This is a genomic window from Streptomyces sp. NPDC048483 (genome assembly GCF_040651455.1).
In the GTDB taxonomy this organism is placed as follows: Bacteria; Actinomycetota; Actinomycetes; order Streptomycetales; family Streptomycetaceae; genus Streptomyces.
Genome location: NZ_JBEZJZ010000124.1, coordinates 1 through 23,281 on the forward strand (window position 1 = coordinate 1; position 23,281 = coordinate 23,281).

At 69.5% G+C, this 23,281-nt stretch carries 21 protein-coding genes and 2 pseudogenes; 12 read left to right on the forward strand and 11 right to left on the reverse strand.

Annotation, left to right across the window (positions count from 1 at the left end; genetic code table 11):
* From AB0D04_RS36805 to AB0D04_RS36820, 4 genes and pseudogenes are all read left to right on the forward strand, one after another.
* A pseudogene (locus AB0D04_RS36805) lies at positions 1-215 on the forward strand (glycerol kinase); the annotation flags it as partial.
* Positions 216-221: 6 nt separating this feature from the next.
* The gene (locus AB0D04_RS36810; RefSeq protein WP_362711766.1) at positions 222-1,811 is read left to right on the forward strand and encodes a glycerol-3-phosphate dehydrogenase/oxidase; all 1,590 of its coding nucleotides are present in this window, start codon (positions 222-224) and stop codon (positions 1,809-1,811) included.
* 60 nt (positions 1,812-1,871) lie between these two features.
* Positions 1,872-2,531 carry a TerB family tellurite resistance protein gene (locus tag AB0D04_RS36815; protein ID WP_362711767.1) on the forward strand — a complete coding sequence of 220 codons (660 nt, stop codon included), beginning with the start codon at positions 1,872-1,874 and terminating at the stop codon, positions 2,529-2,531.
* A gap of 44 nt (positions 2,532-2,575) precedes the next feature.
* Complete coding sequence (locus tag AB0D04_RS36820) at positions 2,576-3,067, forward strand: ATP-binding protein (protein ID WP_362711768.1); 492 nt, start codon at positions 2,576-2,578, stop codon at positions 3,065-3,067.
* Here AB0D04_RS36820 and AB0D04_RS36825 read toward each other — a convergent pair whose 3' ends face one another.
* The 3 genes from AB0D04_RS36825 to AB0D04_RS36835 form a co-directional block, all read right to left on the reverse strand.
* Positions 3,068-3,295 carry a beta-ketoacyl synthase N-terminal-like domain-containing protein gene (locus tag AB0D04_RS36825; protein ID WP_362711769.1) on the reverse strand — a complete coding sequence of 76 codons (228 nt, stop codon included), beginning with the start codon at positions 3,293-3,295 and terminating at the stop codon, positions 3,068-3,070.
* 32 nt (positions 3,296-3,327) lie between these two features.
* Positions 3,328-3,528 (reverse strand): hypothetical protein, encoded by a 201-nt coding sequence (locus AB0D04_RS36830; protein ID WP_362711770.1) that lies wholly within the window; start codon positions 3,526-3,528, stop codon positions 3,328-3,330.
* A gap of 108 nt (positions 3,529-3,636) precedes the next feature.
* A complete protein-coding gene (locus tag AB0D04_RS36835) occupies positions 3,637-3,975 on the reverse strand; it encodes a hypothetical protein (RefSeq protein WP_362711771.1) in 339 nt (112 codons plus the stop codon).
* Between the two features lie 109 nt (positions 3,976-4,084).
* Between AB0D04_RS36835 and AB0D04_RS36840 the strand changes: the two genes are divergently transcribed.
* Both AB0D04_RS36840 and AB0D04_RS36845 read left to right on the forward strand, forming a co-directional pair.
* Positions 4,085-5,893: an ABC transporter ATP-binding protein gene (locus AB0D04_RS36840; protein ID WP_362711772.1), complete on the forward strand. Its 1,809-nt coding sequence runs from the start codon at positions 4,085-4,087 to the stop codon at positions 5,891-5,893.
* Complete coding sequence (locus tag AB0D04_RS36845; RefSeq protein WP_362711773.1) at positions 5,890-7,674, forward strand: ABC transporter ATP-binding protein; 1,785 nt, start codon at positions 5,890-5,892, stop codon at positions 7,672-7,674. Before AB0D04_RS36840 ends, AB0D04_RS36845 begins: the two co-directional genes overlap by 4 nt.
* A 79-nt stretch (positions 7,675-7,753) precedes the next feature.
* Here the strand turns inward: AB0D04_RS36845 and AB0D04_RS36850 are convergent, their stop codons facing one another.
* On the reverse strand, positions 7,754-7,933 hold the full coding sequence (locus AB0D04_RS36850; RefSeq protein WP_362711786.1) for an oxidoreductase: 180 nt from the start codon (positions 7,931-7,933) through the stop codon (positions 7,754-7,756).
* A 344-nt stretch (positions 7,934-8,277) separates the two neighbouring features.
* Between AB0D04_RS36850 and AB0D04_RS36855 the strand changes: the two genes are divergently transcribed.
* Positions 8,278-9,033, forward strand: coding sequence for an IclR family transcriptional regulator C-terminal domain-containing protein (locus AB0D04_RS36855; protein ID WP_362711774.1), 756 nt, complete (start codon positions 8,278-8,280; stop codon positions 9,031-9,033).
* A 140-nt stretch (positions 9,034-9,173) separates the two neighbouring features.
* On the opposite strand, the gene AB0D04_RS36860 is transcribed toward AB0D04_RS36855, so the two are convergent.
* The 3 genes from AB0D04_RS36860 to AB0D04_RS36870 form a co-directional block, all read right to left on the reverse strand.
* Positions 9,174-10,730 (reverse strand): oxidoreductase, encoded by a 1,557-nt coding sequence (locus AB0D04_RS36860; RefSeq protein ID WP_362711775.1) that lies wholly within the window; start codon positions 10,728-10,730, stop codon positions 9,174-9,176.
* A gap of 34 nt (positions 10,731-10,764) precedes the next feature.
* Positions 10,765-12,177 carry an amino acid permease gene (locus AB0D04_RS36865; protein WP_362711776.1) on the reverse strand — a complete coding sequence of 471 codons (1,413 nt, stop codon included), beginning with the start codon at positions 12,175-12,177 and terminating at the stop codon, positions 10,765-10,767.
* Between the two features lie 198 nt (positions 12,178-12,375).
* Positions 12,376-13,821 (reverse strand): pyridoxal-dependent decarboxylase, encoded by a 1,446-nt coding sequence (locus tag AB0D04_RS36870; RefSeq protein ID WP_362711777.1) that lies wholly within the window; start codon positions 13,819-13,821, stop codon positions 12,376-12,378.
* Positions 13,822-13,858: 37 nt separating this feature from the next.
* Here AB0D04_RS36870 and AB0D04_RS36875 point away from each other — a divergent pair, with 37 nt between their 5' ends.
* The 5 genes from AB0D04_RS36875 to AB0D04_RS36895 all read left to right on the forward strand — a co-directional run bounded on the left by AB0D04_RS36875 (position 13,859) and on the right by AB0D04_RS36895 (position 20,053).
* Entirely contained in the window at positions 13,859-14,698 is an 840-nt protein-coding gene (locus AB0D04_RS36875; RefSeq protein WP_362711778.1) for a hypothetical protein, read from the forward strand.
* Positions 14,699-14,824: 126 nt separating this feature from the next.
* Positions 14,825-16,141 (forward strand): WS/DGAT domain-containing protein, encoded by a 1,317-nt coding sequence (locus tag AB0D04_RS36880; RefSeq protein ID WP_362711779.1) that lies wholly within the window; start codon positions 14,825-14,827, stop codon positions 16,139-16,141.
* Positions 16,142-16,324: 183 nt separating this feature from the next.
* Entirely contained in the window at positions 16,325-18,481 is a 2,157-nt protein-coding gene (locus AB0D04_RS36885; RefSeq protein WP_362711780.1) for an MMPL family transporter, read from the forward strand.
* Positions 18,482-18,542: 61 nt separating this feature from the next.
* A complete protein-coding gene (locus AB0D04_RS36890) occupies positions 18,543-18,833 on the forward strand; it encodes an acyl carrier protein (protein ID WP_362711781.1) in 291 nt (96 codons plus the stop codon).
* Positions 18,830-20,053, forward strand: coding sequence for a beta-ketoacyl-[acyl-carrier-protein] synthase family protein (locus AB0D04_RS36895; protein WP_362711782.1), 1,224 nt, complete (start codon positions 18,830-18,832; stop codon positions 20,051-20,053). The genes AB0D04_RS36890 and AB0D04_RS36895 overlap by 4 nt, the downstream gene beginning before the upstream one ends.
* Positions 20,054-20,129: 76 nt before the next feature.
* Here the strand turns inward: AB0D04_RS36895 and AB0D04_RS36900 are convergent, their stop codons facing one another.
* The 4 genes and pseudogenes from AB0D04_RS36900 to AB0D04_RS36915 form a co-directional block, all read right to left on the reverse strand.
* On the reverse strand, positions 20,130-20,741 hold the full coding sequence (locus tag AB0D04_RS36900) for a TetR/AcrR family transcriptional regulator (protein WP_362711783.1): 612 nt from the start codon (positions 20,739-20,741) through the stop codon (positions 20,130-20,132).
* 47 nt (positions 20,742-20,788) lie between these two features.
* The gene (locus AB0D04_RS36905) at positions 20,789-21,691 is read right to left on the reverse strand and encodes a 3-hydroxybutyryl-CoA dehydrogenase (protein ID WP_362711784.1); all 903 of its coding nucleotides are present in this window, start codon (positions 21,689-21,691) and stop codon (positions 20,789-20,791) included.
* A gap of 101 nt (positions 21,692-21,792) precedes the next feature.
* The gene (locus AB0D04_RS36910) at positions 21,793-22,965 is read right to left on the reverse strand and encodes an acyl-CoA dehydrogenase family protein (protein ID WP_362711785.1); all 1,173 of its coding nucleotides are present in this window, start codon (positions 22,963-22,965) and stop codon (positions 21,793-21,795) included.
* Positions 22,966-23,001: 36 nt separating this feature from the next.
* Positions 23,002-23,217, reverse strand: a pseudogene (locus AB0D04_RS36915) (acyl-CoA dehydrogenase family protein); the annotation flags it as partial.
* Positions 23,218-23,281 lie beyond the last annotated feature (64 nt).

The window sequence follows — 23,281 nt, forward strand, 5'->3', positions numbered from 1 at the left end:
TGCGCCCGTTGGTCGCCGAGACCACCTGTCTCGGCGCCGCCTACGCCGCCGGCCTGGCCGTCGGCTTCTGGCCGGACACCGACGCGCTGCGCGCCAACTGGCGCCGCGCCGCCGAGTGGACGCCCCGGATGGACGCGGCCGAACGCGACCGCCAATACAAGCTCTGGCTCAAGGCCGTCGAGCGGACCATGGGCTGGATCGAAGAGGAGCGCTGACGACGTATGAGCACCCTGCAGGGCGACCATCCCCTGGGCGCGCATCCCCCCGGCCGCGCCGAGACCCGTGAGCGGATGGCCAAGACGACGTACGACCTCCTGGTGATCGGCGGCGGCATCCTGGGCACCTCGGTGGCCTGGCACGCCGCGCAGGCCGGGCTGCGGGTGGCGATGGTGGACGCCGGCGACTTCGCGGGCGCCACGTCCTCCGCCTCCTCCAAACTCGCCCACGGCGGTCTGCGCTATCTGCAGACCGGGGCGGTCAAGCTGGTCGCGGAGAACCACCACGAGCGGCGGGTGCTGGCCAAGAATGTGGCCCCCCACCTGGTCAACCCGCTCACCTTCTATCTGCCGGTCTACAAGGGCGGCCCGCACGGCGCGGCCAAGCTCGGCGCGGGCGTCTTCGCGTACTCGATGCTGTCGGCCTTCGGCGACGGCGTCGGGCGGCTCATATCCCCCGCCAAGGCCGCGGCCGACAATCCCGGCATGCGCACCGACGGCCTCAAAGCGGTCGCGGTCTACGGCGACCACCAGATGAACGATGCGCGGGTGGCGGTGATGACCGTGCGCGCGGCCGTCCAGTCCGGTGCGGTCGTCATCAACCACGCCGAGGTCACCGGCCTGCGCTTCACCCACGGCCGGGTGACGGGCGCGGACGTGCAAGACCGCCTGGACGGCACCGAGTTCGGCGTCGATGCCCGCCTGGTCATCAACGCCACCGGCCCGTGGGTGGACCACCTGCGCCACATGGAGGACAAGGGCGCCGCCCCCAGCATCCGCCTCTCCAAGGGCGCCCACGTCGTTCTCCGGCGCAAGGTCCCGTGGAACGCTGCGATGGCCACGCCGATCGACAAGTACCGCATCACCTTCGCCCTGCCGTGGGAGGACCAGCTGCTGCTGGGCACCACCGACGAGGCGTACGAGGGCGACCCGGCGGATGTGCGCGCCACCGAATCCGACATCCGGCAGATCCTGGACGAGGCCGCCCTGTCGGTGCATGACGAGCATCTGTCGCAGGACGTGATCACATACGCCTTCGCGGGGCTGCGGGTGCTGCCCGGCGGGCCCGGCGGGGTGGAGTCGGCCAAGCGCGAGACGGTCGTCACCGAAGGGCGCGGCGGCATGCTGTCGGTCGCGGGTGGCAAGTGGACGACATACCGCCATATCGGCCGTATGGTGCTGCGGAGAGTGGCGCAGCTTCACCACTCACTCTTCGCCGATAGGAAGCCGGTCTCCCACCTGAAGCGACGGGTCCCGCTGCCCGGCCTCGCCGACCCCCATGCGGTCGCGCACCGGTTGCTGGTCCACCGGGAGCCGGAAGCGCGGATGGACCCGCTGATCGTGCGCCACCTGGCCACCCACTACGGGTCGCTGTCCTTCGACATCGCACACCTGGTCAGCGAGGACCCGGCTCTGGGCGAGCGGATCCACCCCGACGGCCCGGAGATCTGGGCACAGGTCGTCTACGCGCGGGACCACGAGTGGGCGGAGACCGTCGACGACGTGCTGCGCCGCCGTACAACGCTGACGATCCGCGGTCTCGACACGGACGAGGTCCGCGCCCGCGTCCAGGACCTCCTTGCGGAGAAGGACTGACGCAAGGACTGACGCGAAGACTGACGCAAGGACTGATGCGATGAAGGAGCCGGACGGGAAATGCGCACGACCTGGCGCACAGTCGGCGACGGCGAGTTCTTCTGCCCCGGCTGCGGTGGCGACCGCAACTACCTCCGCCGCACCGGCCACCACCAGCTCGCTCTCCTCGGCGTTCCCCTACTCCCCCGCGGCACCGCCGGAACCGTGGTCGAATGCGCCGCCTGTCGGACCCACTTCGGGACCGACGTCCTCGACCACCCCACCACCGCCCGCCTCTCGGCGATGCTCCGCGACGCCGTGCACACCGTCGCCCTCGCCGTCCTCGCCGCCGGCGGCTTGGAGGACCACGCGGCCCGTGAGGCCGCGGTCCGCGAGGTGCGCCACGCCGGGTTCGTCGACTGCACCGAGGAGCAGTGGGTCGTCCACCGCGCACTGCGGTCCGTCTGTACCGGACGGCTGCCCGGCGGGTACAAGGACGGCGTCGATGGCAGCGGTACCGCGCTCACCATCGAACTCCACGAGCCCCTCTACGTGCTCGCCCCCCACTTGGCCCCTGCCGGGAGCGGGGGCCTGCTGCTCCGGGGCGCCCGGATCGCCCTGGCCGACGGGCCGTACACCTCCGGCGAGCACCAGGTCCTGGCCGCGGTCGGCCGGGCCCTGCTCCTGGGGCATGAGGACACCGAACGGCTGCTGGCCGCCGCGGCCCGCAGGGCGTCGTAGGGCGACGCCATACCATGCCGCCGCGACTGGAGAAGGACCCCACCATGCACCATGCACCCGCCAGTCCCTCCGCGACTGTCCCGGCGAGGTCCCAAGGACGCGTCCCTGCCCGCGCATCGGCATTGCCGCCGCTTCCACTTCCTGGACCGGCGTGCCGGCACGCCGTGATCGCTCTGCCCGCCGAGAAGAGATACGTGCGCACCGTACGCCGCTTCGTCCTGGCCCAGCTGAACCGCTGGGGTGTAGCCGAAGAGGACCGGGACCGCATCGAGCTCATCGTCGGTGAGCTGGCGGGCAATTCGGCCCGCCACGGACGGGCCGAGATGACGGTGCACCTGTCCCTGGCCGGCCGGAATGTGTGCATCGACGTCCTCGACACCGGCCGGCCGACCCCACCACGCCCGCACTCCACCACACCGCGGGACGAATGCGGCCGTGGCCTGGGCATCGTGAGCGTTCTGGCCGACTGGACCGACATGCGGCACCCGCGGCACGGCTGGCGCGCCCGCGCCGGTTTCCGTGTCGGTGATCAGTGATCACTCAATGGAGGTGCCCTCCTGGAGATTGCGTACCAGGTACCGGCTGAGCCCCATGCCGGCGTAGACGCCGATGGCACCGTCAAAGGTGTAGGGGTCGTATCCGGCATGCTCCAAAGACTCCCAGGCGGTCTCGAGGAACAACCGCTGTTGGGGATCCAGTTCGGGTTGCCGACTGCTGAGGTACGCCACCAGGGCGGCGACTGTGGGCAGTTCGACGAGTTTCATCACGAGGATGTCATGGGAGAATGCTTTCGGTCCTATGTGGGGCTGGTGTTGTCTTCACTCCCCCGTTCCCGGATCCGCGCGTCGATGAGGCGTTGCAGCTTGGCGCCATGCAGCGGCGGGGCCGGGGCCGGGTTCGTGCCGGGTTCGTCAAGTGCGCTCGACGGTTTGGCGACCACCAGTCTGACGGCTTCGGCGAACGAGCCGACGGATGACAGGTCGATCCGGACAGCCACTAGGTTGGCGAACAGTCCGACGGTCGCCGTCAGTTCGATGGAACCTGTGGCTCGGCGCCACGTTCCAGTTGTTCGAGCACGTCTCGCAGTTCGGCCTGGACGATGCCGTTAGTGATTCCGTCGGAGATCAGCCGCGGCGACGCAATGCTCGAATTCCGCGGAGGAGTCGGTGAATGACGTGAGGTCGGTGAGGTCGGTGAGGGGAAAGTTGACCGCCGATTCCCTCAGCGGCCGCTGCATCGCCTGGGGGAAGTCGAGCCGTATCGGGAGGTGTTGCGTCACGTCGGTGTCGTCGAGCAGAACCAGTAGCCCGAGCCCACGCTGCGCAGGCGACAACGCGGTTTCGTTCCTGCTGGATCCGGCTCGGCGGCAACATTCATTGCCCGTACCCCACTTGCCGTCGCACAGTTCGGAAATCCACCGGTAAAACCTCAATGAATCGTTCATTTCGGTCCATTGGCGTGCTGCAAGTCATTGACCTCAACGACGTTTGGCTGACTAGGGTGTTGGTCATGAGCTTCAGAGTTCTGATCCGATGCCGCCGTGTGGTGCAACGATGAAGAAATCGGATACGGAACCTGATGAGCCGGACTCCCGCAGTCCCGGCCGCTACCTATGGTGGCTGGTCACGAGTCAACGCCGTCGAATCGCCGCGGGCTCGCTTTTGGGCAGCTTATGGATGATCGGTCTGTCCCTCCCGCCTTACCTTCTGTCCCGCGTGATCGACGACGGCCTGCGACCCGGCCGGGGGAACGCCTTCGCAGGCTGGGTGGCGGCACTGCTCGGCGTCGGAATACTGAATGCCTGGCTGGCCGTCATGCGGCATCGCACCATGACCAGGATTCGGATGGACGCCGTCTTCCGGACCGTTCGCGTGGTGGTCGGCCAGGCGACGCGCCTGGGCGTGGATCTGGCCCGGCACGTCACCGCGGGTGAGGTGGTGACCATCGGCATTGCCGATGTGTGGCGGATCAGCCAGACGCTGACCATCACCGGCCCCGGCGTCGGTGCGGCCCTGGCGTACGCGGTGGTGGCCGTGCTGCTGCTGACCATTTCCCCCCTCCTCGCCGTCGTGGTGCTGCTCGGCGTCCCGGTTCTCGCCCTGATTGTCGGTCCGTTGCTGGGGCGTCTCCAGGGCGCGGAAGCCGCGTACCGTCGGCACCAGGGCGCTCTCACCGTCCGCTTCGTGGACATCGCCGGCGGCCTGCGCGTCCTGAACGGCCTGGGCGGCAAGAGCTTGTACGCCGAGCGCTACGTCCGCGATTCGCGGCGGCTGCAGGCGGAGGGATACCGGGTGGGTGCGGTCACCAGCTGGATCCAGGCGCTCGGTGTGGGGCTGCCGGCGCTGTTCCTCGCCGCGGTGACATGGCTGGCCGCCCGGATGGCCGCCCAGGGAACGATCACCGTCGGCGAACTGGTGGCGGTCTACGGCTATGTCGCGGTCCTCGTCGTCCCGGTCTCGTTCTTCATCGAGGGAGGCTACGACCTGGGCCGCGGACTGGTGGCCGCCCGCCAGGTCACCCGCTTCCTCAACCTCCGGCCGGAGCTGACCGACCGCGCGAGTGCCGAGGCCCCGCCCACCGCGCCGTCCGCGCTCCACGACCCCGCGTCCGGCGTCTGTGTCGCCCCCGGACAGCTGACCGCCCTGGTCAGCGCCTCTTCCACGGACAGCGCCGCGGTGGTCGACCGGCTCGCCCGCTTCATCGAGTCGTCGGCGCACTGGGGCGGCACGCGCCTCGACACCATTCCCCTGGCCCACCTCCGCGACCGGATCACGGTCGCGGACAATGAAGCCGGCCTCTTCTCCGGCCGGCTGCGTGACGTTGTCTCCGGACGGGCCGACCACGAAGAACGCCATCTCATGGAGGCCCTGCACGCGGCCATGGCCGACGACATCGTGCACGCCCTGCCGGGCGGACTCGATGCGCACCTTTCGGCGCAGGGACGCAATCTCTCCGGCGGTCAGCAACAGCGCGTCCGCCTGGCCCGGGCCCTGGTGGCCGAACCCGAGGTTCTGCTGGCCGTCGAACCCACCTCGGCGGTCGATGCACACACCGAGGCGGCCATCGCCACTCGGGTGCGCACCGCACGGTCCGGTCGCACCACTCTCGTCACCACCACCTCACCGCTGCTCCTGGACCAAGCGGACACGGTGTACTACCTGGTCGACGGTCTGGTCGCCGCCGTCGGAGGCCACCGGGATCTGCTCCGCGATGAGCCGGGCTACCGACAGCTGGTGTCCCGTGGGGTGGTGGACCACGGTGCGGACGAGGAGGAGCGCTACGTCCCCGAGGGCGAGGGCGAGGACGAGGGCGAGGACGGGCTGGGCCCATCGGCTCACGCAGCAGGAAGGGGGACCCGATGACGTCCCGCGGCCTCCGCTCCGCGCCGATGTCGTCCAAGCTGCCCGTCGCCGACCCACGCCGGGCGCGCCGGGCCGCCCGCGAACTGGTGGGGCAGGACGGACGCGCCTTCGCCGGTGTGATCCTCCTGAACGCACTCGCGGCCGGCGTCGGCCTGGTCGGTCCCTGGCTGCTCGGCCGCATCGTCGACACGGTCAAGGACGGCGGTTCCGTCGGTGACGTGGACCGGCTTGCGCTCATCATCTGTGCCTGCGCCCTGGCGCAACTTCTGCTGTCCCGGTACGCCCGCTACGCCGGCCATCGCTTCGGCGAACGGACGTCGGCCCGGATCCGCGAGCAGTTCGTCGGCCGGGCCCTCGCCCTGCCCCCGGCGGTCGTGGAACACAGCGGCACCGGAGACCTCGCCGCGCGCGGGATCACCGACATGGCAACGGTCGGCACGACGCTGCGGGATGCGGGACCGGAGGTGTCCATCGCCTTGGTCCAGGCACTGTTCATCCTCGGTGCGGCCTGTGCCCTCGATCCCTTGCTGGGCGCCATCGCGCTGCTGGCACTCGCCGGGATCTGGTGCGCCGGCCGCTGGTACCTGAGGCGTGCACACGACGCCTACCTCACGGAGGGCGCTGCCGACTCGGCGCTCGCGGAGGTCCTCGTCAGCACCGCGGAGGGGGCGCGTACCGTCGAGGCCCTCGGTCTGCAGGAGCGCCGTATCACCGCCTGCGGGCACGCCATCGAGCGCTGCCGCAACGCCCGGACCCGGACCCTCTTCCTCCGCAGTGTGTTCTTTCTCTGCGTCGACGTCTCCCAGGTCCTGCCGGTCGTCGCGGTACTGCTGGCAGGGAGCGTCCTGCTCGCACAGGGTGCGGTCAACCTCGGCACGATCGTCTCCCTGGCCGTCTACCTGAGGCAGCTGTCCACACCGATGGACACCATCCTGCTGTGGGCGGAGCAGCTGCAGAGCAGCAACGCCTCCTTCGCCCGGATCGAGGGCATCGGCCTGGCGGCGAAGGACCAAAAGAACCACCCTTCCACTGCCACCCCCGCCGACGACTGCATCGAAGTGACCGGCGTGCACTACGCCTACGAGGGCGGCGACGATGTTCTGCACGGTGTGGATCTCGTGGTCCGCCCCGGCGAGCGACTGGCGGTGGTCGGCCCGTCAGGTGCCGGAAAGACCACGCTCGGCATGCTGTTGGCGGGAATGGACGAGCCACGGAGCGGGCTGGTGACGGTGGGCGGGGTTCCGGTCGCCGCGCTGGATCCGGCCGGGCTGCGGCGGCAGATCGTCCTGGTGACCCAGGAGCATCATGTCTTCCTCGGCTCCGTCCGGGACAACCTGCTGATCGGCGCGCCGGCCGCCACCGACGGCGAGCTCACGGCAGCGCTGGCCGCGGTGGGCGCCGACTGGGTGCGGGACCTCCCGGCGGGACTGGACACCGAACTCGGCGCAAGCGGATACCGCGTCGCACCTGCACAGGCCCAGCAACTCGCGCTGGCACGCGTGGTGTTGGCCGATCCGCACACGCTGATCCTGGACGAGGCGACCGCCCTGTTGGACCCCTCCACCGCGCGCCATACGGAGCAGGCGCTGGCCGCCGTGCTCGAAGGGCGTACGGTCATCGCCATCGCCCACCGCCTGCACACCGCGCACGACGCAGACCGGGTCGCGGTCATGTCCGACGGGCGGCTCACCGAACTCGGCACCCATGAGGGGCTCGTGGCGGCCGGCGGCGCCTATGCCGAGCTGTGGCGCTCCTGGCACGGCGGCTCCCCGCCTTCCTGAACATCCCCGCCTTCCTGAACATCTCCGGCTTCCTGAACACCCCTGCCTTCCTGAACCTCCACGCCGAGCCGGGTGGTGGTCATACGGGTTGTCCGATCGGTCGGATGGTGAGGGTGTTGAGGTCGACGCCCGCAGGCTGGTCCAGCGCGAAGCCGATGGCCTCGGCCGCTGGTTGGGCAGGCATGGCGAGGGGAGGCGTGGTGCCTTCGGCCCAGAAGGGGGTGTCGATCATGCCGGGGGCGATGAGGGTTACGCCCACTCCGAGAGACTTCGTCCTCCTCGCCGACATCTTCCCCACCGGCTGCCACGGCTGCGAACTCGCCGACGTCCGCCCCGGCGAAAGCGCCGCCGTCTACAAAAGGGCCTGCGCATGGGCACGGGGCAGTGCAACGTCAATCGCTGCAACCGCTCTCTCCGCGACGTGATCATCGAGGGTTACACCAAGGTCATCCTGCATCCGTAGTACGCCCCGGGCGCCGGGTCGCGTACCGACCGCGGTCACGTCCCGACCGCGGTCACGTCCCGTACGGATGCGGTCCCGATGCGTGAGCCCCGCGACGGTACCGCCTTGCCTGCCCCGAGCGGTGGGCGCAGGCTGGGCATATGACGGAAGAGGGGCCCATACTGATCGCTTCCGTGCAGCGGGCTTTCCGGCTGATGGAGGCCGTGGGTGCGCACGAGGGCGGCGCGCCGGCGGAGCAGCTGGCACGGGAGACGGGGCTGCCGCCGACCAGCACGTATCACCTTTTGCGTACGCTCGCTCACGACGGGTACCTGCGCCAACTGGAGGACGGTGGCTATGTCCTCGGGGCCCGGCTGGACACCCTGCAGGCCGGCGGGCGTGAACAGGCGCAGCTCAGCAACGTCCGCCCGGCGCTGGCATCGCTGCGGGACGATCTTTCGGCCGCCGCCTATCTGACCTTCTACGAGGACGGCGAGATCCAGGTGGCCGAGATCGTCGACAGCCCCTGGGCACCGCGGGTCGATGTCTGGGTGGGCTTCGAGGACTCGGGGCACGCCACGGCGCTGGGCAAGTGTCTCCTGCGCGAACTCGGCGACGAGGCGCGCAACGATTACCTGTCCCGGCACCCGCTCGCCGACCTCACGCCGCGCACCATCACCGGCCACTGCGAACTCATGCAGCGACTCGACACCTCGCCCCGTCCGCCGATCGTGACGGACATGGAGGAGTACGCGCTCGGAACGTACTGTGTCGCGGTACCGGTGTTCCGCGGGCAGACGCTCGGTTCGCTCGGAGTGTCTCTGCGAGTGGACCGGCTCTCGTACATCGACCATGTCCGCGACCGGCTGATACCGGCGGCGAAGCGCGTGACCAGGGCACTCTCGCTCACCATCTGAATGCGCCACCATCTGCATGCGCCACCATCTGCATGCGCCCGCCCACCGGCCTTCTCGCTGTGCTGTGCTGTCGCTCCGGTCGTCAGCGGCTACGAGCAATGAGGCCTAAGCGGTGATCATTGGCCGCTGACGGGACCGGATCAGTTCCTGCTGAGGGTTCGGGTGACGCCCGCGACGACGGCGGTGGTCAGCAGCCAGCCGACCGCGATCAGGAGGTAGGCGAATTGCTGGACGCCGGGGGCGGTCCAGTACCAGGCGGTGCGCTGGCCCAGGCCGCCGATCGGGATCAGCAGGTCCAGGGTGTAGACGAGGGCGCTGAAGCGCGGCCCCGGGTCGGAGCGGGCCAAGTGCGGGGTGTGGACGCCGAAGACGGTCGTACCCAGCGCGGTGAAGGCCAGAAGCCACAGCGCGGCGAGCCAGGGACGGTAGCCGTATCCCACGGCGGCGTCGAGGAGCACACTCCAGAGCCGCCCGGCCGGGTGCCGGATGCGGCGGCGGTGGCGCTGCTTGGCCAGCAGCACCCGGCGCGCGTCGTCGTCGTGGCCGGCCTTTCGGTACCAGCTCGCCAACTGCTCGTACGGCTGCGGGCTGTAGCCCGGGCTGCGTCGTATCCACGCCAGGCGGTCGGCAACGGACTGCCGCCGCCCCGCCGCATCGCGTCGCTCGCCTGCGTCGACCACCTTGATCGAGCCGTAGACGAAGCCGTCCAGCTCCACCACGTCAGGCCAGCTGTGCTCGCTGTCGTGGAGGTAGGACACTTGCGCGCCGCGCAGGTCGACCGTGCCGGACGGGGGGCGGGCGGGGAGGAGGTCGACGTCGGCGGCCTGCATCAGCAGGGCGACCAGGGCCGGGCCGTCACCGTTGGGTGGCCCGTTCAGGACGGCTCCCTCGAAGGTCAGGTTGTCCGAGATCCGCGCACCGCGCAGGCGTACGGTGCCGTTCGCGGTAAACCCTTTGGTGAGGTGGAGCAGCGAGGCGACGGCGTTGTCCAAGTTGAGAACCACTCCGTGCCGACCGGGGCGTTCCAGCCGCGCGCCCTTCATGAACAGTCCACCCGGCAACTGCGCCCCTACCAGCCGCACTTCACCTTGTGCGACGAACCCGCCCCGGCAGAAGACGCCCCCTTCCATGACCAGGCCACCGGCCGACAGGGCCCACCCCTCGGGTGCGATCAACTCGGCCCCGTTGAGGAGCAAGCCGCCGGATACCCGGGCGTCGCTGAGCGACAGGGCGGTGTTCTCGAGGTGGAAGGGCGAGGAAGCGCCGCTTTCCACGACGGAGTGCCGCAGGTCGAGGTTTCCCTCGATGCGGGCCGAATGGGCTTCGAGGCCCGGCATCCGGCTGCCCGAGATCGCGAGCGTCCGCGTCGTCGCGCCGAGGAGGTCGACCGACTTCTCGAACCAGCAGTCCTCCAGCCAGAGGGCATGATCGAGCTGCGCGCCGGCCAGGTTGAGGTGCCCGGATATCCGTGCTCCGGCGAGCCTCAGACACGCGACGGCGCCGGGTTGCGCGGTGTTCGCGCCCAGGAGGAGTGCCACGATCACGGTGGCCCGAACCGTACGCTCGGGCCCCCATTGTCCGCCCCCGGCGACGCGGTCGTGCTCGGGCACGCCCGTGCGCAGATCCACGGGGCGCCCTTCGGGGAACGCGTCCCACACTTCACGTTCCGGCGGCGTCAACTCGTCATGTGTGTCCACCCATTCAGGGTAGTGATCTTTCGTTGCCGCTGTCTTAGCCGGTGATGGCGGCCCGCCGGTCGCGGCGCTGCTTGAGATGGCCTGCGCCTGCCAGTGCCGCCACCACGACGGCCGTGCCGGCGAGCTGATGGCGGCCGTCCGGGTTGGCAGCCATGACGGCGAAGATGCCGAGGATGGCGGTGAACGCGAGCCAGGTCAGGTAGGGGAAGCCCCACATCCGCACCGAGAGCAGTTCGGGTGCCTCGCGCTCCAAACGGCGGCGCATCTTCAGCTGGGTGAGGCAGACGATGGACCAGACGACCAGTACCGAGCAGCCCGCGATATTCAGCAGCCAGGCGAATACGGTGGTCGGCCAGACGATCCCGGCGATCACGGCGGCGAAGCCGAACACGCAGGACGCCAGCACCGCCGCCGCCGGCACGCCCCTGGTGACCCTGCCCAAGAACCGCGGGCCCTGGCCCCGGCTGACGAGCGAGTACGCCATCCGCGACGAACCGTAGATGTTGGCGTTCATCGCGGAGAGCAGTGCCACCAGCACCACGATCTGCATGATCGTGCCGGCTGCCGGGATGCCGAGCCGGTCGAGCACGGTGACGTACGGACCGTCCATGGCGACCTTCGGGTTGTTCCACGGCACCAGGGTGACGACCACGGCCATGGAACCGATGTAGAACACGGCGATACGCCAGACGGCGGTACGGACGGCGCGGGCCACGTTCCGGCTCGGCTGGTCGGACTCCGCCGCCGCGATGGTGACGGTCTCAAGACCGGCGAACCCGGAAATGGTGGTCAGCAACCCGGCGGCGAGTCCGGCGGCGCCGGTCGGGAAGAAGCCGCCGTGGCCGGTGAGATGGCTCGTGCCGGGTGCACTGCCGAACACCCCGAGAATGCCGAGCACGCCCAGCACCAGAAAGGCGACGATGGTGGTGACCTTGACCGCGGCGAACCAGAATTCGAACTCGCCGAAGTTCTTGACCGCGGTCAGATTGCTGGCGCAGAAGAACGCCATGAAGATCGCCACCCAGCCATAGGCGGGGATGAATGACACCCAGGTGTGCATGATCGCGCCCGCCGCGGTGGCCTCGGCGGCCACGCCGGCGCAGAGCATCAGCCAGTACATCCAGCCCGAGGTGGCCCCTGCCCAGGAGCCGAGTTCCTCCTCGGCATGCACCGAGAACGAGCCGGTGGAGGGCCGGGCCGCGGACATCTCGCCGAGCATCCGCATGATCAGCATGACCAGCGCCCCGGTGCCTATGAAGAGGAGGACGATGGCCGGCCCGGCCGCGGCGATGCCGGCCCCGGAGCCCACAAAGAGCCCCGCGCCGATGACCCCGCCGAGCGCGATCATCGACAGATGGCGCTGCTTGAGGCCATGCGACAAGACGGACTCGCCGTTCTGCACGGCCTGTGGGGAGCCCTGCGGCGACCGGGTGATTGTCCGACTCATGGGCGTACCTGTTCATTTGAGACGTTCGGTGAGCCACACGAGTGTGGGGGCCGCATGGCGCGTATGACGTGAACGTTCGCTATCCGGACAGTTCACTCACTCATGGTGAAGGAGTTGACACGCAGTGATCAGGCGCGGCGGCTTGTGCCGCTTCGCATGGCGCAGGAGCCCGCACGCGCCAGGAAGGCCGAGGCGGTGTCACACAATGCCGCGTCCGGAACAGGAGGCCGAGAGCTTCTCCGGGTCTTGGGCGTGTGTGCGGATCCGCTCCCACACGTAGTGCACCGTGTCTGCGGTGACATACGGCGATCCGAAGACGGCCCGCACCGCAGGGCGGCCGTTGACGGTTGTGGGGGTGCACAGGAGCGTGCGGTCGGTTTGCAGGCGGGAGATCAGATCACGGGTGTCCTCGTCGGTGTCGCGACGGAAGGCCACCAGGCCAAGTTCGTGCGCCTCCAGGTGAAACCCGGGTTCGGCCGTGATGAGGCGTGCCAGCTGGGCCGCCAGGCGGACGTCGTGACGGATGGCTTCGCGCAGACCTTGCAAGCCATGGGCCCGCATCACATACCAGAGTTTGAGGGCACGCATCGGACGGCCGAGGGGCAGCTGCCAGTCGCGGAAGTCCACGACTTGGCCGGAGTCGCTCGCCGGATTCCGCAAGTATGAGGGGGCGATGCTCATGGCGTCGGTGAGCGCGGCGCGGTCGGAGGTCCACAGGACGTCGCACGGGGAACCCGTACGCATCCACTTGTGGGCGTTGACGGCGTAGGAGTCGGCGAGGGCGACGCCGTCGTTGAGGTGCCGGTATTCAGGGCACAGCGCGGCGGAGCCCGCGTAGGCGGCATCCACGTGCAGCCACACGTTCTCCTGTCGGCACAGGCGGCCGATGTCCGGTACGGGGTCGACGGCGCAGGTGTCGGTGGTACCGACCGTGGCGACGACGATGGCGGGGACCAAGCCGGCTTTGCGGTCGATGTCGATCCGCGCGCGGAGCGCGTCGGGATCCATCCGACCCGTTTCCGGCAGTGTGGCGATGAGCTGAGGCTCGCCCAGGCCGACGATCCGGGAGCCCTTGGGAACGCAGCAGTTGGCCTGTTCCGTGCAATACATCCGGTAGCGGCCCTCGGTTCCGTCCGAACGCCATCGCCCCTGCGACACCCGCTGAAGGGCCGCAGCAGCGGCCACGATGACCGCCGATGAAGCGGAGTCCTGAATGACTCCGCCACCACGGCCACTCGAATGGCGGAAGACTTCCGGCAGGCCGAGGGCCTGGGCCAGCCAGTCCGTCACCACCTGCTCCAGCTCCGTGGCCGCGGGCGATGTCGACCACATCATGCCCTGTACGCCCAGCCCCGCCGTGACGAACTCGGCCAGCACGGACGCCGGGGAGTTGTTGGTCGGGAAGTAGCCCAGGAATGCCGGATGCTGCCAATGGGTCAAACCCGGGACGATGACCTGCCAGGTGTCCGCCAGCATCTCCCCCAGACTCTCCGCCTGCTCGGGAGGCGAGGACGGCAGCGCGGCGAGCAGGGAGCCGGGTTCACACGACGGGGTCACCGGGACCTCACGGGCGGCCAATGCCTGCCAGTGCGCGACCAGTTGTCTGGTGGCTGTTTCTACCGCCGCTTCAAACCCGTCGCCCATAGGATAAAAATAGCGGTTTTACTATACCTTGTCTATTGTGTCGCTTATGCGTCCTAGTCGTGTCGAACTCCGGCTTCCCGGCCCAGAGCGGCTGCCCGAGAGACTCGAGTCGCTGTGGCGTTCACCCATTCGAGAAGACCGCCCGGTTCACTCTGTCCAGTGTCCGCTGTCCGACCCGCGAGAAGCCGATTACGACGCCTTTTTCGGCGTCATCCGGGTCTCCGGTGCATCGGCCCTGCTGCTTTCCAAGGCGCTGGCCACCACGGTGAGCACAATGGCCTCACTACCCGAAGCCGCCACTGAACCAGCCCTCCATCACGCCCTGTCTGCGGCCCGCCTGACCCCCGCCGCGGAACCAGGGCTGAAGCCGGATGCACCCGCTCAGCAACGCTGGATACACGGGCACCGCCTGTTCTTCGCGCTCACCCAAGCGGCCATCGTGGGCCTGCAGGACGCGCTGACCGCACCACACTCCCGTCCCTGCGGGCAGGGAGCGCACGCCACCCGTGTGTTCCTGCGTGCGAGCGCTGCCGCCATGCGCCTGACCTCGTCCTTCTCGCGGTCCGCGTATCAGCACACCGTGCGGCCTTCCATGGCGCCGCCCCAGCATTCCGCCACCGGCTTCTCCGGACTCTGGTCGGCCGACCACCGGGTTCTCATCACCCGATTGCGCACCTGGGGTGAAATGCACGGTGCAATATGCACGGATTCCTGTAAAGTCCGCCGGCGCCTGCTGGACGCCGTGGACGAGGTGTATGCCGCGCACATCGGCATATGTGAACACTTCGTCGGCGATGGCCCCTCGCTTTTGGGCGACTCGGACAACTCCGCGAGCACTCTCAGCAAACTCGCCAGACATCGCGGTCGGCTTCTTTAGGCCTTTGACTTTGTGCCGGGTGACTACGTGCCAGGCGTTCGCCGAACACGGAGCGCAGCAGGTGCCGGGCTGCCGGACACGGTGGCCGGGCGACCTTGAAGGAACTCCTTTCAGGAAGGGATCGACATGGGTCTCCGAGATGTCCTTCGTCAGGCCACTGCCGGACGAGATCCGGTTTCCCCAGCACGAGGGCAGGCCGGCGCCAGGGCATGGACGGGAGCCTTTTTCGATTACGCAGCGGCACATCCGGACACGTCGGTCACGGTGGGAGGCGTCAGCCGCATCACGGGCGACGTGCCCGACCACGAGGAATTGTGTCTCCTGGTAGACCTTGCGGTGGCCCGCTATCCGGAGCTTGCAGAATCTCCACCAAGTGGGTCCGGCAGGGGGGCGGGCGTCCCGTTCGCCGCCGAAGACCATGTATTTCGCCAACGTGTTGCCGCGGGGACGGGGCTGGACGGGCTGCGGGCCGCGCTGGGGGATTTGGCCGCGGCGCCCTTGCCCGAGCGTCTGTGGGGAGTGTGGGTTCTTCACGGCTACTCCCCCGACGAGTTCGCGGCCGTATTGCGGGGTCACCATGCGCACTTCGACGGCATGCTGCTCAGCGAGATCTTTCGTGGCACCCTCAGCGGGCCCGCTGCCTCCCCCGGGGAAGGCGCACCACCACCCAGGTCGACCACCCGCCGGGGCACAGCGGCTGAACTGGCGACCGCCACCCGCGAAGGCATCCACGCCATGGGCGGGCTGCGCCGGGCCGCCCGTCTCGTACCGCACACCTTTCCCCTGACGGGCAGGCTGCGCTATGCGTGGGGCAGTGTGGAACTGTCCCGTCTCCGCAAAATCGCCTCCGCATACGGAGTCACCCCCAACGACCTGTACTTGTCGGCCCTCGCCGGCGCGCTCAAGAACTGGGCCGGGGAGCATGGCCGGCCGCTCGGCCGGCAGCCGATGCGCATGATGGTGCCGGTCACCCTGCGGCGTCGGGACAATGCAGGCAAGCGGGGAAGCTCCGTGCTGGGCGCGGCAGTACGGCTGCCGGTCGACCTGGACGATCCTGTTGAGCGACTGGAGTATGTGAAGGCCCGTACGCACAAGGTCCGTTCCTCGCTGTTCAACCCCCACGCCGGCGCCCTGGGCCGGATGCTCCCCGACCGGTTCGGCCGATGGCTCCTCGAACTCGATCTGCACCCGCGGAGTACGACGGTACTGGCCTCCTACGTTCCAGGACCTGCGAAGCGTCTCTGCCTCGGCGACCGGGTGATCACTGACGCCATACCGCTGAACCTTCTGCCCGCCGGCCATGCGGTCGCGGCATGTCTGTCCAGCTACGCGGCCACCGCGCAAATCTGCTTCGTCACGGACGAGACGGTCGGGGGCTGCGACGGCCTGGTGCGGCTGTGGATGCGTGAGCTGGACGAGGTGACGGCGCGCGCGGGGCTGTGATGCGTGCGGGCCGCGTCGCGCTGCGCAGACCACGGGTGGTCTCGGGCGCCACCACGGAAATCGGGGACATCGAAGGTGCATATGAGCAGAGAAGCTGTTGGGGAGCAGGAGTCGGAACGGCCCGCCACAGCCCCTCGGCACTGGGCCGTGACGTACCGATGGCCGATCCTGATCCTTGCCGTCGTGGCCGTACTCGGTTGCGGGATCGCTGCCGCCGGCGTGCACGGACGCCTGGTGGACGGCGGTTATTTCGACGACTCGTCGGAGTCGAGCCGCGCGGAACGACTGCTGACGCAGGAGTACGGATCCGGGACCCCGAAGCTGATGTTCGTGGCCCGTTCGGCGGGTGCGGTGGACGGGCGGCAGGCGTCGGCAGCCGGTCGGCAGCTGGCCGCCGAACTGGCCGCCGAACCCGGTGTCGTCTTCGTACGCGACCCCTGGTCCTCGCCCGCCCCGTCCTTGCTGTCGGCCGACCGGCATTCCGCCTTGCTGATGCTCGCCGTCGCAGGGGACGACCAGCACAAGACGCGCACCGCGGAGCGCCTGATCCAGAAGTACGCGGGTGCACGGCCTCCGTTGAGCGTGGAGGCGTCCGGGCGGCTGTCCGTCAATCGGTACGCCGAAGAGCAGAGCCGCCGCGACCTCGTCAGCTCCGAGATGATCGGTGTTCCGCTGGTCTCGGCCGTGCTCCTTTTGGTGTTCGGCTCGGTGCTGGCCTGTGCGCTGCCACTCGCCATGGGGCTGATCAGCGTCACCGGCGCCATGGCCGTCCTGGACCTGCTGGCGCGGCACTATCCGGTGAACGTCTTCGCGCTCAACATCCTTACCGCGCTGGGATTCGGGCTGGCGGTGGACTACAGCCTGATCATGGTCAGTCGCTTCCGCGAGGAGCTGGACCGTGGTCTGGAGGTGTCGGACGCCGTGCGCGCCACCGTGCGCTCGGCGGGCCGCACGGTCGCGGTTTCGGCGGCCGTGGTGACGCTGTCCCTCTGCGCGCTGCTGTTCTTTCCCACACCTTTCCACCGCTCGCTGGGAGCCGGCGCCGTGGCGGTCGTCTGCCTGGCGGGCGTCGCCGCACTGGTGGTTCAGCCGGCGCTGCTCGCGCTCTTCGGGCGCCGCCTGAGCCGTCGCCCCGTGCGCGCACGGTGGTGGCGTGCCCGGAAGTCCGGCGCGCCGGACGTCTGGGAGCGGCTGGCCCGGGCGGTGCTGCGGCGCCCACTGGCCGTACTGCTCTCCGTGTCCGCGTTCCTCGTACTCCTCGCCGCGCCTGCCGCGGCGGCACGTATGGGGTTCATCGACGAAGACTGGCTGCCCCGCGACGCGGCTCCGCGCCTCGCCGCAGAGCGGGCGCGCGCCGAGTTCCCGCTGCTGAACGGGACCACACTCACGGCGCTGGCTCCCCGGACTCCGACGGACTCCCAGGCCGCCGCCCGCATGGGCCAGGCCCTCTCCCGGCTGCCGGGGGCCGATATGGTCCTGGGCAGCGCGGGAGATTTTCGCGACGGCCGCCGAGTCGCCGAACCGCCCGCCCGGTCGGCCGGCGGCGTCGGGCACGGGACCTGGTACTCCGTCACCACGCGGGCCGGACCGTACAGTGCGACAGCTCAGCGGCTCGTCGACGCGGCCAGGGCGCAGAAGGAGGCGGGCCCTGTGCTGGTGGCCGGGGAGACGGCCGCGCTGATGGACATGAAGAAGACCCTGGCACGGCATCTGGGCTGGGCCGCCGCGCTGGTCATCGCCGCCATCGCGGTGCTGCTGTTCTTCTTCACGGGGAGCGTGCTCGTCCCGGTCAAGGCCGTGGTCATGAACCTCCTGAGCCTGACGGTGGCGTTCGGCGCCATGGTTTCTCTCTTCCAGACAGGACATCTGTCCCGGCTGCTGGGCGGCACCGCCACCGGTCATGTCGATCCGCTGATTCCGGCGGTGGTGTTCTGCATCGCGTTCGGCCTGTCCATGGACTACGAGGTCTTCCTGGTGGCGCGCATCCGCGAGGAGTATCTGCGCACGGGAGACAACGAACAGGCCGTCGCCACCGGCTTGCAGCGCACCGGACGGCTGGTGACCGTCGGCGCTCTCGCGGTCGTCATCGTCCTCGGCGCGCTGGCCGCCTCCTCGCTGGCGGTTCTGCAGGAGCTCGGAGTGTGCCTGGCCCTCACGGTGGCCATCGACGCCACGCTCGTACGATGCCTGCTCGTGCCGGCCCTCATGGGTCTGGCGGGCCGCTGGAACTGGTGGGCGCCGACCCCGCTCCTGCGGGTGCGCGCCCTCGTCCTGTCCCGTCTGGCCAGGGCCCGTATACCGCACCGACCCTCACGAATGCCGCGTCATGTCAGGGACTGACGAACCGGCCCAGAACGTCTCTGCCGCTACCCATCCACACTCACCTTTGCGAGGTACCCGGATGACCACCACGTACGAATGGATCGTCGGCCTGCTCACCGAGCACTTGGGCGTGCCGGAAGACATCATCAACCCCCATGCCACCTTTGCGGACCTGGAACTCGACTCGCTCTCGGTGGTCGAACTCAGCGTGATCATCGAGGAACAGCTCGGCGTTCAGCTGACGGAGGAGGACCTCAAGCCGACCCTCGGGGAGTTCTGCCGGATCGTCGAGCAGAGGAGCGACGGCAGGAAACCCGCGGGCACGGATACCGCGCAGCAGGATGTATCGACTACCCCCACCAGACCATGAAGGCGGTCGAGATCGCGGTCACCGGACTGGGACTGGTGACCCCGGCCGGGGTCGGCGTCCAGGCCACATGGGACGGGCTGCTCTCCGGCCGGTCGCTGGCAGCCACGGACGAGCAGCTGGCCGGGCTTCCGGTGAACTTCTCCTGCCGGGTGCCCGACTTCGACCCCACGGCCCGCCTCGGACGCCGGCTGAGCTGGCGTATCGACCGGTTCATCCAAATGGGGCTGGTCGCCGCCCGCGAAGCGGTCACCGATGCCGGATGGGACCCTGCGGCCTGGGACGGGGCCCGCGTCGCCGTGGTCCTCGGCAACGGAAGCGGCGGCAACGACCGGGCCCACCACGACTACGACCTGCTCAACAGCGGTCGGCACAAGGCAATCTCCCCGTTGTGCATCACACGTGCGGTGTCCAACATGCTCGCCGGCGAAATCAGCACGGATCTTCAGGCACTGGGCCCCAGCATGGTCACCTCCACCGCCTGCGCGTCCGGCGGCACCGCCATCGGCATCGCCCGCGACCTGCTCGGCTCCGGAGCCTGCGACATCGCGATCACCGGCGGCAGCGAAAGCGTCTGCAGACCCATGCCCGCGGCCGGTTTCGGTCAGATGGGAGCCCTGTCCACCAGGGTGCACGACCCTGCCGGTGCGTGCAGGCCGTTCGATGTGGACCGGGACGGGTTCGTGCTGGGCGAGGGGGCGGGCATCCTCGTACTGGAACGGCTCTCGGACGCCCGTGCCAGAAGTACCCCGGTCCGCGCCCTCCTCGCCGGATACGCAGCCACCGCCGACAGTTACCACTTCACCTCGCCCGACCCGGAGGGCCAGGGAGTGGTCCGGGCCATCCGCACCGCACTCGCCGATGCCGCCCTGTCGGTGTCGGACATCGACCACATCAACGCCCACGGGACGTCCACTCAGCTCAACGACCTCTCCGAAGCGCGCGCCCTGTGCGCGGTCTTCGGCACACCGCCGCCGGTGACGGCGAACAAGAGCGTCCTCGGACACTCCATCGGCGGCGCGGGCGCCATCGAAGCCGCCGTCACCGTGCTGAGTCTGGAACACCAGACCCTCCCACCGACCGCCAACCTCGACCGCCTCGACCCCGAGATCGACCTGGACGTCGTCACCAAGGCGCCCCGCTCCCAACGCCTGCGGGCAGCACTCAGCAACTCCATCGGCTTCGGCGGCCAGAACGCGGTCCTGGCCTTCCGAGCGCCGTGATAGGGGGAGTCCGGAGCATCTCGAACCGCCCCGGTCCGCCGCCCCGGCTACGTGGTCGGTCGGCGCACCGGGGAACTCAGTCCGCCGGCACGGTGTCCGGCAGGCCGAGCGCTGCGGAGACATGGCGCCAGACGGACGTGAGCGCCGTGTCCAGGGTGACCGTCGGATCGCGCAGCATGAGGCGGATACCGTAGCCGTCGCTCAGGGACAGCACGAGCGTGCTGAGGTCGTCCACGTCGGTCGGGGTGAACTCACCCGAGGCGATGCCGCGCCGGACCGCGTCGGACACCCAGGCGTGCAGTTGCGCGTACAGGTCCACGGCGAAGACGCGGGTGGTCTCGTCGCGCAGCGCCCGGACCCACAGTTCCTGCCACAGCTGCCAGTCCTGGTGCAGCTGTGGATCGGACGGCAGCAGATTGCGCAGGATGCGGGCCAGGATGACCGCCGCCGGCGCCGTGCCCGCGTCGCGTTCGACGTCTACGGCGGTGTTGGCGAAGGAGTGGGTCATCGCCTCGGTGAACAGCTTCTCGCGCGTGTCGAAGTGGTAGTGCAGCAGCGCCGTCGACACGCCGGCCCGCTCGGCGACCATGCGCATCCGGATCTTCTCGAAGCCGATGTCGGCGATGACCTCGCACGCCGCCGTCAGGATGCGCTCGCGCGTGTCTGCCGTGCGCGCCTTGCTGGACACCCTGCGGCTCCCCTCGTTCGGTGGGCGTACGCCATGACCATCTTCCCTCACCGCTGACTCGCCGACGTCACCCTCCCGCGCTCCGGCCGACTGTCGTACGTGTGGAAGCCCTGGCCGGACTTCCGCCCCAGCAGGCCGGCCTCCACCATCCGGGACAACAGAGGCGGCGGCGAGTACTGGGGCTCGCGGAACTCGTCGTACAGCGACTCGGCGATGGCCCGCGTGGTGTCCAGGCCGATCAGGTCCGCCAGGGCCAGCGGACCGAGCGGGTGCGCGCAGCCGAGGACCATGCCCCGGTCGATGTCCTCGACGGTCGAACTGCCCGACTCCACCATACGGATGGCGGCCAGAAGGTACGGCACGAGGAGCGCGTTGACGACGAACCCGGCCTTGTCCCGGGTCCGGACCACCTCCTTGCCGAGGGTGCCGGTCACAAAGTTCTCGGCCCGTGCTGCGGTGGTGGGCGAGGTGAGCAGCGACGGGACGAGTTCGACGAGTCGCAGGACCGGTACGGGGTTGAAGAAGTGCACGCCGACGACGCGATCGGGGCGGGTGGTCGCGGCGGCGAGCCGGATGACGGGGATGGAGGAGGTGTTGGTCGCGAGGAGGGTGCGGTCGCGGGTGACGAGGGAGTCGAGGCGGGTGAAGACGTCGAGTTTCACGGCCTCGTCCTCCGCCACGGCCTCGATCACCAGGTCGTGGTCGTGCAGGGCCTCGATCTGGTCGACCACGGTGATCAGGGCCGAGGCGGCCTCGCGCCGCTCGGCGCTGAGCTTGCCGTGTGCGGCGGCGCGGTCGAGCGAGCGGGTGATGCGCAGCAGGCCCGTACGGGCCGCCTCCGCGTCGCGTTCCACGACCGTTACCGGCACGTCGGCGCGTGCGCAGACCTCAGCGATCCCGGCGCCCATCAGGCCGCAGCCGACAATTCCTACCCGCTCGATGTCGGTCATCCGTCTTCCTCTCCGATCTGTGTCGAGTCGTCCGGTACCCGGCTGGTGCCGGCTACGGCCGCCGGGCGGCCGGGGCGTGTGACGGCCCCGGCCGCCGGGCGTCATGCGACGGGCAGGTCCAGGACCCCCGAGCCGCGCCTGATGAGCTCGTTGGCGATGATCAGCCGCTGGATCTCGGAGGTGCCCTCCCAGATCCGGTCCACGCGCAGCTCGCGGTAGAGCCGCTCGACGGCGTACGAGCGGTCGTAGCCGCGGCCGCCATGGATCTGCAGGCACCGGTCGATCACCCGGCCCGACGCCTCGCTGGCCGAGAGCTTGGCGATGGCCGCCTTGGCGTGCAGCGTCTTGCGGTCCTCGGCCGAGGCCTGGTCGATCTCCCAGGCGACCTGGTGGGTGTAGGCACGGTTGACGGCGATGTCGACGGCGCAGTCGGCGAGCATGCCCTGGATCAGCTGGTACGAGGCGATCGGGGCGCCGAACTGCTCCCGCTCCACGGCCCAGTCACGGGCCAGCTCCAGCGCCCTTTCGGCCGCCCCGGTGGTGCGTGCCGCGATCATCAGCCGCTCCTCGGTGAACCAGGAGCGGGTGATGTCGTACCCCTCGCCGATGCCGCCCAGCACGGCGTCCTCGCCGACCTGGACGTCGGTGAAGGTGAACTCGGGGTGTTCGTAGACGAAGGTGTGCATCCAGCGCGGGACGCGCGTCATCTCGATGCCGGGGGTGTCCTTGTCGACGAGGAAGAGGGTCGGTGCGCGGTCCGGCCCGGCGGCGGCGAGCACAATCATGAAGTCGGCGTGGTCGCCGACGGTCACGAACCACTTCTCGCCGTTGAGCACCCAGCCCCGGTCGTTCTTCGTCGCGGTGGTGGCGAGGTTCTGCGGGTCCGATCCGGCGCCGGGCTCGGTGACGGCGTAGCAGTCGCGCCGCTCGCCCTTGATCACCGGAATGAGGAAGCGCTCGCGCTGTTCGGGGGTGCAGAACCGGAGTGCGTTGGCGGGCCGCCACACCATGTCCCACAGGGCGCCGGTGAGGCGTCCCAACTCCTCCTGCACGGTGGCCTGTTCGGCGATGGTGAGGCCGGCGCCGCCCCATTCGGCGGGCATGTTGACGGCCTGGAGACCCGCGGCCAGGACCGCGTCGCGGATCGTGGCGTGCGCGCTCGCGGGCAGGCCGTTGTTCTCCTCGCACTCGATCTCGTAGGCGGCGATGAAGTCGGTGAGGGCGCGCGCGTCGGCCTTGAGCTGTGACTGGCGCGGGGTGAGACGGAAGTCCATGGAAGTCCTCGCTGTGCTGTGGTGAAAGGGGCGGTGTCAGTGCGTGGGAAGGGCCAGGGCGCGGGTGCCGCGCTTGATGAGCTCGTTGGCGATGATCAGCCGCTGGATCTCGGAGGTGCCCTCCCAGATCCGGTCGACGCGCAGCTCTCGGTACATGCGCTCGACGGGATAGGTACGGTCGTAGCCGCGGCCGCCGAAGATCTGCAGACAACGGTCGGCGACCCGGCCGGCGGCCTCGCTGGCGGCGAGCTTGGCGGTGGAGGCCTATGTCGGCTACACCCTCGACCGGCTGCTGCCCGCATTCGTCGACGCCGAG

What these genes read in the sequence shown, in the direction of transcription:
- AB0D04_RS36835 (WP_362711771.1), bottom strand. Translation starts at nt 3,975, where the DNA reads ATGAACGATTCATTGAGGTTTTACCGGTGGATTTCCGAACTGTGCGAC.
- AB0D04_RS36895 (WP_362711782.1), top strand. Translation starts at nt 18,830, where the DNA reads ATGAAGGCGGTCGAGATCGCGGTCACCGGACTGGGACTGGTGACCCCG.
- AB0D04_RS36865 (WP_362711776.1), bottom strand. Translation starts at nt 12,177, where the DNA reads ATGAGTCGGACAATCACCCGGTCGCCGCAGGGCTCCCCACAGGCCGTG.
- AB0D04_RS36825 (WP_362711769.1), bottom strand. Translation starts at nt 3,295, where the DNA reads ATGAAACTCGTCGAACTGCCCACAGTCGCCGCCCTGGTGGCGTACCTC.
- AB0D04_RS36840 (WP_362711772.1), top strand. Translation starts at nt 4,085, where the DNA reads ATGAAGAAATCGGATACGGAACCTGATGAGCCGGACTCCCGCAGTCCC.
- AB0D04_RS36880 (WP_362711779.1), top strand. Translation starts at nt 14,825, where the DNA reads ATGGGTCTCCGAGATGTCCTTCGTCAGGCCACTGCCGGACGAGATCCG.
- AB0D04_RS36910 (WP_362711785.1), bottom strand. Translation starts at nt 22,965, where the DNA reads ATGGACTTCCGTCTCACCCCGCGCCAGTCACAGCTCAAGGCCGACGCG.
- AB0D04_RS36870 (WP_362711777.1), bottom strand. Translation starts at nt 13,821, where the DNA reads ATGGGCGACGGGTTTGAAGCGGCGGTAGAAACAGCCACCAGACAACTG.
- AB0D04_RS36855 (WP_362711774.1), top strand. Translation starts at nt 8,278, where the DNA reads ATGACGGAAGAGGGGCCCATACTGATCGCTTCCGTGCAGCGGGCTTTC.
- AB0D04_RS36845 (WP_362711773.1), top strand. Translation starts at nt 5,890, where the DNA reads ATGACGTCCCGCGGCCTCCGCTCCGCGCCGATGTCGTCCAAGCTGCCC.
- AB0D04_RS36820 (WP_362711768.1), top strand. Translation starts at nt 2,576, where the DNA reads ATGCACCATGCACCCGCCAGTCCCTCCGCGACTGTCCCGGCGAGGTCC.
- AB0D04_RS36905 (WP_362711784.1), bottom strand. Translation starts at nt 21,691, where the DNA reads ATGACCGACATCGAGCGGGTAGGAATTGTCGGCTGCGGCCTGATGGGC.
- AB0D04_RS36810 (WP_362711766.1), top strand. Translation starts at nt 222, where the DNA reads ATGAGCACCCTGCAGGGCGACCATCCCCTGGGCGCGCATCCCCCCGGC.
- AB0D04_RS36815 (WP_362711767.1), top strand. Translation starts at nt 1,872, where the DNA reads ATGCGCACGACCTGGCGCACAGTCGGCGACGGCGAGTTCTTCTGCCCC.
- AB0D04_RS36890 (WP_362711781.1), top strand. Translation starts at nt 18,543, where the DNA reads ATGACCACCACGTACGAATGGATCGTCGGCCTGCTCACCGAGCACTTG.